15 protein-coding genes and 1 riboswitch are annotated in these 14189 nt (G+C 36.8%); all 15 genes read left to right on the top strand.

Annotated elements, in window-relative coordinates:
- Window positions 1–123: 123 nt before the first annotated feature.
- Window positions 124–205, top strand: a riboswitch (cyclic di-GMP riboswitch).
- 198 nt (window positions 206–403) lie between these two features.
- The 15 genes from PATL70BA_RS16685 to PATL70BA_RS01410 all read left to right on the top strand — a co-directional run bounded on the left by PATL70BA_RS16685 (window position 404) and on the right by PATL70BA_RS01410 (window position 13985).
- The gene (locus PATL70BA_RS16685) at window positions 404–1864 is read left to right on the top strand and encodes a thioester domain-containing protein (RefSeq protein WP_125135709.1); all 1461 of its coding nucleotides are present in this window, start codon (window positions 404–406) and stop codon (window positions 1862–1864) included.
- A 302-nt stretch (window positions 1865–2166) separates the two neighbouring features.
- Window positions 2167–3096 carry a hypothetical protein gene (locus tag PATL70BA_RS01475; protein ID WP_125135708.1) on the top strand — a complete coding sequence of 310 codons (930 nt, stop codon included), beginning with the start codon at window positions 2167–2169 and terminating at the stop codon, window positions 3094–3096.
- A 54-nt stretch (window positions 3097–3150) separates the two neighbouring features.
- Window positions 3151–3444, top strand: coding sequence for a PqqD family peptide modification chaperone (locus PATL70BA_RS01470; RefSeq protein ID WP_125135707.1), 294 nt, complete (start codon window positions 3151–3153; stop codon window positions 3442–3444).
- Between the two features lie 127 nt (window positions 3445–3571).
- Entirely contained in the window at window positions 3572–4081 is a 510-nt protein-coding gene (locus PATL70BA_RS01465; RefSeq protein ID WP_125135706.1) for a phosphatase PAP2 family protein, read from the top strand.
- 47 nt (window positions 4082–4128) lie between these two features.
- Window positions 4129–4728: a VanZ family protein gene (locus tag PATL70BA_RS01460; protein ID WP_125135705.1), complete on the top strand. Its 600-nt coding sequence runs from the start codon at window positions 4129–4131 to the stop codon at window positions 4726–4728.
- A 2-nt stretch (window positions 4729–4730) separates the two neighbouring features.
- Window positions 4731–5648 carry a ketopantoate reductase family protein gene (locus PATL70BA_RS01455; protein ID WP_125135704.1) on the top strand — a complete coding sequence of 306 codons (918 nt, stop codon included), beginning with the start codon at window positions 4731–4733 and terminating at the stop codon, window positions 5646–5648.
- Window positions 5649–5853: 205 nt separating this feature from the next.
- The gene (locus PATL70BA_RS01450; RefSeq protein WP_172596053.1) at window positions 5854–7344 is read left to right on the top strand and encodes an S-layer homology domain-containing protein; all 1491 of its coding nucleotides are present in this window, start codon (window positions 5854–5856) and stop codon (window positions 7342–7344) included.
- A gap of 20 nt (window positions 7345–7364) precedes the next feature.
- On the top strand, window positions 7365–8042 hold the full coding sequence (locus PATL70BA_RS01445) for a hypothetical protein (RefSeq protein WP_125135702.1): 678 nt from the start codon (window positions 7365–7367) through the stop codon (window positions 8040–8042).
- A 34-nt stretch (window positions 8043–8076) separates the two neighbouring features.
- Window positions 8077–8772 carry a YveK family protein gene (locus tag PATL70BA_RS01440; RefSeq protein WP_125135701.1) on the top strand — a complete coding sequence of 232 codons (696 nt, stop codon included), beginning with the start codon at window positions 8077–8079 and terminating at the stop codon, window positions 8770–8772.
- Window positions 8769–9500 carry a CpsD/CapB family tyrosine-protein kinase gene (locus tag PATL70BA_RS01435; RefSeq protein WP_125135700.1) on the top strand — a complete coding sequence of 244 codons (732 nt, stop codon included), beginning with the start codon at window positions 8769–8771 and terminating at the stop codon, window positions 9498–9500. Before PATL70BA_RS01440 ends, PATL70BA_RS01435 begins: the two co-directional genes overlap by 4 nt.
- A 174-nt stretch (window positions 9501–9674) precedes the next feature.
- Window positions 9675–10979, top strand: a complete 1305-nt coding sequence (locus PATL70BA_RS01430) for a pyrimidine-nucleoside phosphorylase (protein WP_125135699.1) — start codon at window positions 9675–9677, stop codon at window positions 10977–10979.
- Window positions 10980–11134: 155 nt separating this feature from the next.
- Entirely contained in the window at window positions 11135–11734 is a 600-nt protein-coding gene (locus PATL70BA_RS01425; RefSeq protein WP_125135698.1) for a zinc metalloprotease, read from the top strand.
- A 9-nt stretch (window positions 11735–11743) separates the two neighbouring features.
- Complete coding sequence (locus tag PATL70BA_RS01420) at window positions 11744–12484, top strand: segregation and condensation protein A (protein WP_125135697.1); 741 nt, start codon at window positions 11744–11746, stop codon at window positions 12482–12484.
- Between the two features lie 25 nt (window positions 12485–12509).
- Window positions 12510–13253: an SMC-Scp complex subunit ScpB gene (gene scpB / locus PATL70BA_RS01415; RefSeq protein WP_125135696.1), complete on the top strand. Its 744-nt coding sequence runs from the start codon at window positions 12510–12512 to the stop codon at window positions 13251–13253.
- A gap of 21 nt (window positions 13254–13274) precedes the next feature.
- Complete coding sequence (locus PATL70BA_RS01410; protein WP_125135695.1) at window positions 13275–13985, top strand: pseudouridine synthase; 711 nt, start codon at window positions 13275–13277, stop codon at window positions 13983–13985.
- Window positions 13986–14189: the final 204 nt, after the last annotated feature.

Raw genomic sequence — 14189 nt, 5'->3', positions numbered from 1 at the left:
GTAATGATTAGTATAGTCTGACATCTATATTTATATAAAATAATTTTTTGAATTCTTACCGGAAGGATTGACATATAGTACAAAAGTGATATAATGAGTAATAGGAATCAGTTTCAAATAAATTACATATGTTGGCAAACTTCTTGAAAAAGAAGGGCGCAAAGCTAGAATCTAAGGTATATACTATGATAGTTCGGCTGCTTAAAATATTAAGCAGCTTTTTTTGTTTTCAATTATTAAACTCAACTGCACCACATACGGAAAATTGAGTAAATAAGTTAAACAATCATATATCTTAGTAGGTTGTGAGGGCAATTGAATCCGTGATTCTAGTATTACTTTATTTTAAAGGGCAATAGTAGCTATATAACGTTATCCGACTATTGTAGAGGAGAAGAAGATTATGAAAAATTATAAATTAAAGAAAAAAGTGAGTCTGGTCATATCGAGTATCTTAATTATGTCTCTATTAATTTCTACCAGTGCTTTCGGAGCCGATTACAAATGGAATCAAGAACCAAATGGTTATGAGCAAGGCGATGACACGTATGATGCTTTTGTGTTTAATCTTTTTGCAACAAGTTCCGGTAAATTATTACAAGCATATTGCTTAGACTATGAAACTTTCATCATGGAAGATGCTGTATATGACAGAATTACAGCACTTGGCAATAGTAACAATGAACAGAAAGTTAGAGCTATTCTAGGTCACTCATATCCATACCTTAGTTTGTCGGAGATTCAAGACGATCTTGATGAGGCAGGTGTGGTACTAGATAATCCATTAAGTGAAGGTGTATTAATTACAGCAACTCAATACGCAGTATGGTTTTATACAAATGGAACACCGATGTATTCACCTGTAGCAGACCCTGATATTACAACGCTTTATAATTATTTCAAAGATCTCAATCCATTAGAGTCACCAGATGAGTATGAAGCAATAATAACCAGTCCAAGCTATGGCCGTTCCGGCGGTGTTGTGACATTGAATTTTGATTATTATATTCAATTATCAGACGGAACAAAAGTTGATACTGAAGATTTAGATGTTGCGTTGACCTATAACAAAACTATATTAACAGAAGATTTTACTACAAATGCAGATCTTTCGGTATCGGTTGTTCTAACAGTTAGTGAAAGCGAATTACCGGCTAATGAAAATTTTAGAATTTCATTAGAGGGTGTATTGATTGAAGCGTATGAAATGACAGGTTCAATTACTGAATTGGTACCTATAGAAGTTGAAGAAGAAGAAGAAGAAGAAGTCAACGAAGACGAAAGCAATGAAGAAGAAGGTAGCGGAGACGAAGGCACCGGAGACGAAGGCACTGGAGACGAAAGTACCGGAGAAGAAGGTAACGGAGACGAAGGCACCGAAGAAGAAGGTAACGGAGACGAAGGCACCGAAGAAGAAGGTAATGGAGACGAAGGCGAAGATGAAGGTGATATTGCAGCAAGAGTATCTGATGATTCAGAAAGAACTTTCACAACAGCCACTGAAGATGAAGCTTTCGAAGAAGTCATAATAGAGTCACAAGATTTGGTTTTTGCAGATGATGAAGAGATTACTACCTATAGAGACTTCAGTTATACAAGAAGAAATAGAGATCGTGATCCAGATCCAGATCCAGATCCAGATCCAGAACCAGATCCGGAACCAGAACCAGACGAAATTGAGTTACCAGACGAAATCGTAGAAATCCCTGAAGCGGTACCAACCCCTGAAGAGATTATATTAGATGAAGTTGTCGTGATACCTCAGGCTTTACCGGAAACATCAGGAACGCCAATCGGATTATTGATGCTTCTAGGAACAAGTGTATCCGGTTTAGGTTTATACATAAAAAAGCAAAACAAATAGAGAAGCAGTAATATCAACAAGTGATGAAGGAGGTGCTAATATGAAAAAAGAATGGAAAAAACCAGAAGTAGTTGAGTTAGAAGTAGCATTAACAGAAAGACTTTTACTTTGCCCAAGTGGATTTACTAGAAGAAGAAGACAAAGAAGCTAAAAGAATAATAAAGTTGAGAATAATCAACATAAAAAGCATTAACCTAGGTTAATGCTTTTTATTGAATATAGAATCTATTTATAAAAAGATTTTATAAATTTATACTTTGTGTTATGATTTGCTATATAGGTATAGGAAGGAATAGAGATATATGACGATAACACACCATTCGAAAAAAAAAATAAATCACTATTCGGTTTATGGATTACATATATCGACTGAACTTCTTCTTGATGAATTGATTCGAGAAAGTGGCAAGGCTGATTTAACCATTTCAAAAGGGAAGGTCCCGAATTTTCTTATTGGAACGACTCAAAGTTGTGCGTACTTTCAAGTAAAGGAAAACGAATTTCTAACAAGAATAGAGAATGTAGGTAGTTTTTATGCAATAGAAGGAAAAGAAATCATTTATGATCCCTATGACAGTGCTGATTATATGTCGATAAAAATGTACTTGTATGGTTTTTTACTGCCAGTCATCCTTATGCAACGGGGTCGGTTCCCCATGCATGGGAGTTGTATTGAGATCGATGGTAAGTCCATAGTTTTGTCAGGCGCATCCGGTGTTGGTAAATCATCACTTGCAATTGCTTTTAGGCTAGCAGGTTATAAACTCATTGCGGATGATTTGATTGCACTTAATGATTATTGGCATGAGGGCTTAAAAGCACACTATGGTTTTCCTTTACAAAAAATAACCGTTGACACAGCTAAGCATTTAAAAGTGGTAACAGTTGGACTTGAGAAAATACCGGGTGAAGATAAATACATTATTCCATTAGATACTGAATTTCAGAAAGAGGCGGTACCACTTATAGCCTTATTTGAAATCATGACGCATGATGGCGAAGAAGTTACTGTTCGTGAGCTATTTGGTGGCGAGAAGCTAAGATGCATCATAGCAAATACTTATAATGTAGAGATGATTGGCACGATGGGCTTAGCCCAAGAGCATTTTAAGTATGGTACGGAATTATCCAAAGTGTTAAGGGTTTTTAGACTGAATCGACCTCAAGATGGCTTCACATTACAACGTCAAATGGAATTAATTATTAATGAACTTAATAAAACGGGTACATAATATAGAAAAGAAGCGTTATAATAGTAAATAATTCATATATTGGGAGGAAGTAGGATGGCTAGTAAAAAACTGGAATTAAAGGATAGGATTATTAGACGCGAAGATATTTCTACCACCATCATTGATGGAGAACTCGGAATGATGAGTGAAGAAAAAGGTAAATATTACACTTTGGATTTCATTGGTACCCGTGTTTGGGAACTCATTGAACAACCTATGACAGTGGATGAACTTATTGTCTTATTAATGAAAGAATACGAAGTTGATAGATTGACATGTGAAGTTGATTTATTGGAGCTATTGAACAAACTCTTAAAAGAAGAACTGATTAAGATGGCAGAGGCTTAGAGGATTTTTTGTCTGCACTCCGGCAAAGTCTGATTTTCAGACTTTGCTTTAATTTGATGCGTTCATGACACATCCTTAATATGGCGTTCAATACATGTACAATAAATTGACTTTACGGGAGTAAAATATGAGATTGTTGGATGAAAAGTTATTCTTTTCACTTATAAAACACACACAAAATAAAAAGATTGGGTTTCTTGTGAAGTTTATTGCGGTCTATTCATCTGTTATTTTTTTAGTTTTTTATGGTATATGTATCGCCCATTTGATAGCGACAAGAAATCCCGACCTATTACCATTTATTATTGGACCGGCATTGTCTTTACTTTCCGTTATCGTCATCCGGCGATTTTTTAAGAGAAAAAGACCTTTTGAGACCTATGATATTAAACCTTTGATTGTTCATGAAAAAGGTACTTCTTTTCCAAGCAAACATGGGACGTCCGCTTTTGCCATTGCATTTGCCATGATGTGGCTCCATCCTTTTTGGGGTAGTATTGGTGTCATTTTGGCTTCACTCACGGGTCTATCTAGGATTATGGTAGGCGTACACTATCCATCAGACATTCTTGGTGGGCTATTGATTGCGATAATCACGTCTGTGTTGACCAATATGTTATCCTATATATTGCTGTAAAATCTAATTAAGATTAAGGTAACAAAACTGATTAAAAGAGGTGTAACATGGACAAAAATTCAAACCACCATCTATTTAAAAATAACAAACGCTTTTTCTTAATATTCATATTTACAGGTGTGGTTGTGGGGTGGATTGGGTTGATATTTTATTTCTCATCTCAACCACCAAGTGCATCCAATAGGCAATCAAAAGGTGCTGTAGATGTATTTTATATGCTAGATGACCATCTTGATTTTACCGATAGTGTGATCTACGAGAAAGCTGTATATTTTTTTAAGCAAGTAGTATTACAAGGACGCTATGAAACTTCGAATGCACTCATAAGGAAAAGTGCTCATGTAGGCATCTATCTTGTATTAGGGTTTATGGTTTGTTTACTGTCATATTATTATCATAAACGTTACCATCTTGCCTTTATTTTGGGTGTAAGTATACCGACTTTAGTTGCCGTTATGGATGAATTTCGTCAGAGCTTTATTGGAAGAACATCGTCTCTTAGTGATGTCGTTCTAGATGGTTTTGGTGCTACTGTTGGTACCATTATCTGTCTACTGATGTTGATGTTGATTAAACTTGGCATGTTTGTAAGAGCCACTATGCTAAAAAATATGCTAAAAAAGAATAACCAAATTAAAGGAGATTAAGAATGGCTATTAAAACGGTTTCTATTATCGGCCTTGGTGCATTAGGTGTTCTCTATGGTCATCATTTAACACAGAAAATACCAAAAGAAGATCTTAGAATCATAGCAGACGCTCATAGAATAGAACGTTACCAAAAAGATAAGATCTACTGTAATCAAGCATTAGTGGACTTTAATTATGTGACACCTGAGACACCTTGTGCGCCATCAGATCTTGTTATTTTTGCGTTCAAACACAAGGACTTAGATGATGCAATCAAAGCTGTCAAGCATCAGATTGGTGAACATACCATCTTTTTGTCAACACTTAATGGCATCACCAGTGAAAGAGAAATTGGTGAATACTATGGTATGGAAAAGATGTTATATTGTGTGGCACAAGGCATGGATGCTCTAAAAATCGGTAATGCATTAACATACACAAATAAAGGGATTCTTTGTTTTGGAGATATTGAAGTCGGTCATCTATCAGAGAAAACCATAGAAGTGGCAAAATTCTTTGAATCTGTAGCATTGCCTTATGAAGTTGAGAAAAATATGAAGCACCGTATGTGGGGTAAGTTCATGACCAATGTAGGTGTAAACCAAACCATTGCTTACTATGAAGGTGATTTTTCGATGATTCAAAGGGATGGTCCGGAAAGAGATATGATGATTGCTGCCATGAGAGAGGTCATGTCCATAGCTCAAAAAGAAGGTGTTCATCTGACTGAGAAGGATTTAATCTACTGGTTAAAAATCTTAGATAGACTGAACCCTAAGGGGCGACCATCAACACGTCAAGATATGGAAGCAAGGCGAACAAGTGAGGTCGAATTGTTTGCCGGTACGGTCATATCACTTGGAAAAAAACATCAAATAAAGACACCCATCAATCAAAAGCTCTATGATCGAATTAAATATTTTGAGAGTCTATTTTAGCAAGTTAAACTATGAACGTTTATATGAAATAAATATGTACAAAATATGAATAAATATTACTGAACTGCTTTAAATACATTGTATTAACATAGTAATTCTAGTATAATGTAATGAAATAAGAATTATGCTGAGGTAAATATAGAGATTCAGCATAATAAGGGGAACATATTCATTAAACATGACGAGGATGGAAGGAAGTATAAAAATGAAGAGGATATTAGCGACATTAATGGCATTCACCATGTTACTTAATTTATTTGGTGTGCAGGTTTTTGGTGCAGAAGTTACTGAACCGGATTTGGTGACTGCATTTGTAGACCATGTTTTTGACCTGGAACACAAGGATCAATTTGTTGACCTGATTGCGGTCATTCGCAAGGTGGACGAAAAAGAAGATATGTTAGAGGCTTATGAAAAAGCATTTAATGGCTTGACAAGTGGACAACAAGATCGATTGGAATCCTTCGGTGTTACGTTGGACGCTATGGAAGCTTTTGTTGATTACATCATGACAGAAACATATGGTGAGAAAAAACTTGAGGAATACTTAGGTCTTAGTTCTAATCCAAACAGACCTGCAGATAAAGACGCTTTTAGAGCTTCCATTGAAGCTAGAGAAAGTGAATTTAGAGCAGCACTTGAAGCTGCAGGCGCTGATATAGCAGCACTAGATGCGGGTTTTGCTAGAATGGATAAACTGTTTGATTTATTAAATGATGCAATTCTATTAAATTCCCTTGGTATTTCCGTTCCTTTTTTAGTAGCGCAAACACCAAATTCAAGCTTCACACTGGATCGTGTAGAGGCTCAAAAAATTATCACCATAGCCAATTCAAAATTAAATGATGATATTGATCATTCTGAAACTGTATTAGACGGTTTACAGGACTTTGTAGACTTTTATAACACAGCTTCACCAAATGATCGAACCCAACTCTATAGATATTTCAATCGTTTTGGTTTTGTGCGTCTTGCCTCAACCGGTGGACCTGGCGGTGGAGCAGGCGGCGGTGGCGGTGGCGGTAATCCTCCTCCATTTGTAGATTTGACGGACGAAGATATTGCTTTAGCTGTCCCAACATTCCTAGATACCTTCGGATTTGAATGGGCGAAAGAAGCCATAGAAACTTTGTTTGGTTATGGCATTGTAAAAGGTAAGTCAGAAACCAAATTTGATCCTTCCGGGTTTATTACGAGAGCTGAATTTGCATCTATGCTATCAAGGATGCTAGAGCTCATACCAACATCTGAAGTGAGTACATTTGAAGATGTTAAACCATCAGACTGGTTCTATGATGATCTAAGAGCGGCGGCTGAAAACGGTATCATTTCAGGTTATGGAAATGGTGTTTTTAAACCACATCAAAAGGTGACACGTGAAGAAATGGCGACAATGATCAGTCGTGTGTTAAAAGCTAGAGAAATAGAAGACCCAACAGACGAAGAGATAGATGTCTTACTTAATGAATATGACGATAAAGATCTTATAGAAGCTTGGTCGAAAAAAGGTTCAGCACTTGCTGCCAAACTTGGTATCATTCAGGGCTATGATGAAGATGGTAAGAAAAACTTCAAGGCCAAAAGATTTGCTACTAGGGCCGAAGCGGTTGTAATGCTCTATAGAATGGCTACACATATTGAAACCGTCGTAGTTATTGAAGCGGAAGACTCAGAAGAAGAAACCGCAACCGAATAAGTGAGAGTAGGGTAATCGTGATGGTTAAGAAAATAATAATTGGCCTTGGTTTATGCGTAATCATTGGTTTCTCAATTCCTTTTGTCATGTCTAATCAGAAACCGGGTCAGGATATTGATGTAGAAGACTTGAAAAAGCAGTTTGAGCAAGAACTTGAAAGGATGCAAGAGCAGAAACTGCGGGAAACTTATGAAACCATGTGGGATGAACATATGGATAAGAACCCCCAGGAACTAGAAGATCTACTTAATGAAATAGAACAATTAAATGATCATGATATAGATGCAGATCCAGATATTTCTGAAAAGGATGAGGATACCCTTGAGCCTATTACAGATGTTACTGTGTCACATGCTGAAGATACTTCAACTACATTACCTGATGAAGAAGTTGATATTATGGATGTGACCTTGATTCCATTAAGTGATGGGGAAGCCATCACCGAGCAAGTTGTCAAGGATCAATGGGTGAATCAGAAGATTATCACACATAAGGATCAAATATCAGATTCAGACTTAAGTACCGGCGCTGGGATATACAACCAGTTAGATACAAACTATTTGTTTGGTATTGCAGAAGGTGGTCTATCCGTTGAAGAAGAAGAAGAAGTAAAGGCTTACTTGAGGGCGAACTTATCTGAGGCAGAACTGGGTACAGCGATTGAACTATACTATAAATATGTGCATTTGTTAAACTAGAGATCGTACAAGATGATGAGAGTAGGGAATAAAGATGAATGAAGAGTATCAGGAGCTTGATTTGCTTGAGCTTTTAAGAGGTATTATATCAAATTGGTGGCTAATCTTGCTTTTTATGATTGTGGCTGCAGGTTCTTCTTACTATGCAACAAAGACCTATGTAGTACCTATTTATAAGGCGGAATCCACTTTGTTTATTGGTAAGGAAAATGATATCATAACCGGAATTAGTTTGGGCGATTTTCAACTGGATAGTAAATTGGTGGTTGACTACAGAGAGTTGATTAAGACAAGATTGGTTACTGAAGAAGTTATCAATGATCTTGAACTAAAGACGACGAGGAATGAAGTGGTTGATAATCTGAATATTAATATTATAACGGAATCCAGATTTATGAATATAACGTATGAAGATCCTATTCCGGAAAGAGCAACCCAAATCGTTAATCGTTTTTCTCAAGTATTAGTAGAAAAAGCAGAAATCATTGTTGGTGTAAAAAATATTCAGATTGTAGACTACGCCATCACGCCAACGACACCAATTAGTCCAAACGCAGTCATGAATGCCTTGATTGCAGCCATGGTTGGCGCTATGGTAGCGATGGGGATAATCCTGTTGAAAATGGCGATGAACAATACCATACAGGATGAATCCAATGTTGAAAAGGAATTTGGTATACCTGTGCTTGGTGTTATTCCTAAGTTCAAAGGTGAAGGGAGGACATCATGATCAGTAAAGACCTAATTAGCGTGAATGAGCCGGAGTCCTTGGCTGCCGAAAGTTACAAAATGTTTAGAAGTAATTTAAAGTATATGAAGGTGGATACAGAGAAAAAAGTGGTCATGTTCACGTCTTCTGTTTCTGAGGAAGGTAAAACAACGAGCATTTCCAATATTGCTACGAGTTTTGCATTGGATGGTAAAAAAACATTGTTAGTGGAATGTGACTTACGTCGTGCTAGAGTACATAGCGTGTTTGGTATTAACCAAAGCCCGGGTATTACCAATATGCTGTCTGAAAAAATGATACTTAAGGATGCCGTTCATCAGATTAAAGAAGCCCCTTTACTAGATGTATTAACAGCAGGTCCATTACCACCATCACCGGCAGAATTGTTAGGATCAAAAGCACTTGAAGATATTATCTTTGAGGCAAGAAGTAAGTATGATATGATCTTGATTGATGCGCCACCGGTACTAAGTGTGACGGATGCAATTGTGCTTAATAGATTGGTGGATGGTGTTGTTCTGGTAATTGCTGCTAATGAAACCAAGAAAAGTACAGTTCATAAAGCCATTGCTGCCTTTAAGAAAATCGAGGCCAATATGCTAGGTATTCTGATTAGTAAAGTAGATATGAAGCGCAATGATTATTATGACTACTATAAGAAGGGTTACAGTTACACCCATGTAGCATCTAAAAAATCTAAACCGGTTATTGAGTATAGCGATAACTAGTATATAAATAATGATTAAAAGGGCGAACCTATGCAATTATGCATGGGTTCGCTATTTTCAAAGTCAAATAGATATGATATAATGTCATTACATGATGCAAATAATTAACTATGGACATATTCGAACAAATGAAATGACCATAGATCTAATAATGGAGACAATGGAGATGAGACTATGAGAATGTATGACGTAATTGAAAAGAAAAAATTAGGCGAAATATTGACAGATTTAGAGATAAACTATGTGGTGGAAGGCTTTACAAAAGGGACTATACCCGACTATCAAATGTCGGCCTTGTTAATGGCCATCTATTTTCGTGGGATGAACACGGAGGAAACGCTAGCATTGACACTGGCAATGGCAAAAAGTGGCGATATGTTGGACCTTTCTAAGATTGAAGGTATCAAGGTGGATAAGCACAGTACAGGTGGCGTAGGTGATAAGACATCATTGGTGCTAGCGCCTATGGTAGCGGCGCTTGGTATACCGGTAGCAAAGATGTCCGGTCGAGGCCTTGGTCACACGGGTGGCACCATCGATAAATTAGAGGCTTTTACAGGGTTTAACACGGATATGTCTGAAGAACAGTTTATCAATAATGTAAATACCATTAAGATAGCCATAGCCGGACAAACAGCCAACCTTGCGCCTGCTGACAAAAAACTTTATGCATTACGGGATGTAACCGCAACGGTGGATAGTTTTTCTTTAATCGCCGGTAGTATTATGAGTAAAAAGATTGCTTCCGGAGCAGATGCTATCGTTCTAGACGTTAAAACCGGGTCAGGTGCTTTTATGCGTGACGAAGCAGATGCCATTAAGCTTGCCAAAGCTATGGTCGACATTGGAAATGGTTATGGTCGAGAGACTGTGGCAATCGTATCCGACATGAACCAACCTTTAGGCCTTGCAGTTGGAAATACTTTGGAGGTTATTGAAGCTATTGAGACCTTAAAAGGTAACGGCCCTGAGGATTTGATGGAATTGTGCTTACAACTGGGTACACAAATGGTACTGTTGTCAAAGTTGACAGAAGATGAAGAGGAAGCCAGATCCATGTTAGAAGAAACCATAGTATCCGGTTCTGCGCTTGCGAAGTTCAAAGAATTTGTAGAAGCTCAAGGTGGTGATACAGTGTATGTGGACCAGCCACAACTTTTTGAGAAGGCACCGATTATTCAAAAGGTAAAAGCGAGAGCTTCCGGTTATATTGCTCATATTGAGACAGAAGAAATCGGATATGCAACCATGATGTTAGGTGGAGGGCGAGAAACCAAAGACAGCCCTATTGATTTATCTGTCGGCTATATTTTTAAAAAGAAGTTGGGTGATTTTGCAGAAAAAGGTGAGACAATCGCTTTAGTTTATGCAAATGATGAAGCAAAACTGGTCGCTTCTGAAGCAAGATTTTTAGACGCCATAACCCAACAAAAAGAGGCTTATAAAAAACCAAATCTGATAAAGTGTTTATTGAAATAATAAAGAAAAAGCCTCTTATGAGGCTTTTTTCCTTGTTCTCAACACTCAGACGGGCGACTTATCCCTTGCTATTTCTATGATTTATTAGTAAAATAGCTTATGAGCATTATTTATGCTTCATAAAATCTTGAACGCGATGACTTAGGAGATATAACATGACGATACTCATAATTAGATTAATCATCAATGCCTTATGTGGTGTGATAGTAATGGTAGCCCACGAACTACCCAAAGTTTTTGCTGCTCATTTTCTAACCCATCCCATCTATAGGAAAAAGACCATCACCATACCTAAATTAACAAAATTCATTGATCCTATTGGGTTGATTCTTTTTGCTTTTTCAACCTTCGGTGTTGGGTGGCAAAAGCCGATTGAATATAACCCTAATCGACTAAAGGATAAGGAAAGATGTTTACTGCCTTTAATGTTATCCGGACAGTTAGCCAGTCTTATGCTTATGTTGTTTATGCTACCTATATTTAATTATTTGATTCAGGTAAAAGCAAACCCGTTCCTTATATATGGTGCGTATAAACTTGTGGTATTTAATATGGTTATTTTTATAGTAAATCTATTTCCCGTACCACCGCTTGATATGAGTAAGATGATCTATGCTTTTTCACCTAACAACTATTTTAAACTTATTCAAAATCAACGCTATATACATGCCGGTTTTATATTAATGATTGCTTTTAATATCATAGAAATAATTGCAAGAGAGGTATTGAGTCCAATACTCAACCTGATGACATAGGAGACAACCATGGTATTATCAGTTAAATTAGATAATTTTGAAGGTCCTTTAGATCTTCTACTGCATCTTATTGATAAAAACAAATTAAATATATACGACATACCAATTGTGGTAGTGACCAGGCAGTATTTGGATCATATTCGTCGTATGGAAATAGGTCAGATGGAGGTTATGTCAGAATTTATTGAGATGGCAGCTATTCTGATTAATATTAAATCCAAGATGTTACTTCCCAAATATGAAGAAGAGGAAGAAGAAGTTGAAGATCCTAGAGCGGTTTTGGTTCAAAGGCTTCTGGAATATCGTAAATACAAGATGATTTCCATGGACTTGAAGGAACGTCATAATCATGCAGATAAGATGCTCTTCAAAGAAGCAAGTCTACCGGAGGAAGTGAAAAATTATACACAAGCACCGGATACCGCCGCTTTACTTGAGACTATTGAATTTGGAAAATTATACCAAGTTTTTCAATCGGTACTTAAGAGAAATGAAGATAAGGTGGATGTAGTTAGAAGTCGTTTTGGGGATATTAAGAAGGAAGAATTTACTGTACAAGATAAGATTGAACAATTATTGAATCTAAGAGAAAACTATAGCTCCCTTAGTTTTGCAGATTTACTGGATAACCTAAGTACAAAAGTAGAAATGATTGTTACTTTTCTAGCTGTTTTGGAATTGATGAAGATGGGTAGTATAAGGGTCATTCAGACAGATGTTTTTGATGACCTGATTATACGATTTCAATAAAAATAATATGTAAGAAGGAAAAAACATGAATTTTAGTAAAACAGAAGCAGCCATTGAAGCCATATTATTTTCTATGGGTGAGGCGGTACCGACAAGAAAAATAGCAGAGGCCATTGAGCTATCTGTTGATGATGTATACCAAGTCCTACTGAATATGAAAGACAAGTACGATGAGCATGAACGTGGTGTTATGCTCTTGGAAATTGATGAAAGCTTTCAAATGTGTACCAAAAGAGACTACTATGAGCAAGTTAAGAAAGTTAATTTCAAATTAAAAGAATTCATCTTGACAGATGTATTGATAGAGACTTTGTCGATTGTAGCTTACAAACAGCCGGTAACACGTGCACAGATTGAGGCTGTTAGAGGCGTTAACTCAAATCATGCAGTCAATAAGCTTATAGAATACAACTTAGTCTGTGAGGTTGGTCGTCTGGAAGTACCTGGCAAGCCTATACTTTTTGGCACAACGAAAGATTTTTTAAGAGGATTTGGACTCCAGTCAGTAAAGGAATTGCCGGAACTTGGGGCAGAAGCTTTGAGCCATCTGAAAGAAGAAGTTGAACAAGAGATGCAGCTGACATTGCCACAGGATGAGTCAACAGATGAGGATCAACCTATACGGTTTGAAGAAGAGCCGGTAGATGGCAAGATGACCGATCTAGATGAGGAACCAGATACAGTAGTAGAAATGGAAGAAGAGCAAGAAGAGGAACAAAATAGGGTCGTTGATCTTGATAATTTGGTTTTGATTGTAGATGAATCCTAGATTCCCAGAAAGTGAAATATAATGGAAATAAGATTGCAAAAATATATAGCTGATGCAGGTATTGCATCTAGAAGGGCCGCGGAAAAACTTATTTCAAATGGTGAAATCAAAGTGAATGGGCAAGTGGTCCGAGAAATGGGTGTAAAAATCAATCCCGTAGAAGATGTGGTCACCTATAAGAATAAAGATTTGAAAAAAGTGGAAAACTTGGAATATTACTTACTTCATAAGCCTGTACGGGTCGTTTCAACAGCTTCTGATGAAAAAAATCGGACCAATGTTGTAGATATGGTTAAAAGCCATCATAGATTGTACCCTGTAGGCCGACTGGACTATATGTCCAGTGGTTTGATTATTCTGACCAATGACGGTGACCTGACTTATAAACTAACCCATCCTAAACATGATATAGAAAAGCATTATGAAGTGAAGATTGAACCGCCTATAACAGAAAGCGACGTTAAGAAGTTACGTGTCGGTGTCAACCTAGATGGAGAAAAAACCAGACCTTGTAAAGTTAAATTGATTAAAGATTCAAGTCGTTATCAAGTTTATTCCATCATTTTACAAGAAGGGAAAAACCGACAAATCAGAAGAATGGTAGAGGTTGTAGGTTCAAGTGTTGTTGCCTTGGAACGCACCGCTATTGGTTCAATTACTATGGCAGGTCTTAAATACGGGCAATACCGTCCATTGACGCGAGATGAAATCGACTATCTGAAGCAACTCTAAAAGATGGTTCTTTTCATCTTTTTTTTATATTTTTCTCTAACACAGAAGAAACCTTGAGGTATCGTTAAATTTATTACAAACCCTATTGCTATTTTATTAGGCCTGCGTTACAATAATAGTCGTTGGAACTTGGTATAATACACACAAAATTCTTGTGTTTATTTAAAATACTTATGCAATATAACCATTGAAGTTAAATGCAAA

Source organism: Petrocella atlantisensis, assembly GCF_900538275.1.
In the GTDB taxonomy this organism is placed as follows: Bacteria; Bacillota; Clostridia; order Lachnospirales; family Vallitaleaceae; genus Petrocella; species Petrocella atlantisensis.
Note: the sequence above shows the minus strand (reverse complement) of the source record. Positions and strands in the feature narration are given on the sequence as shown.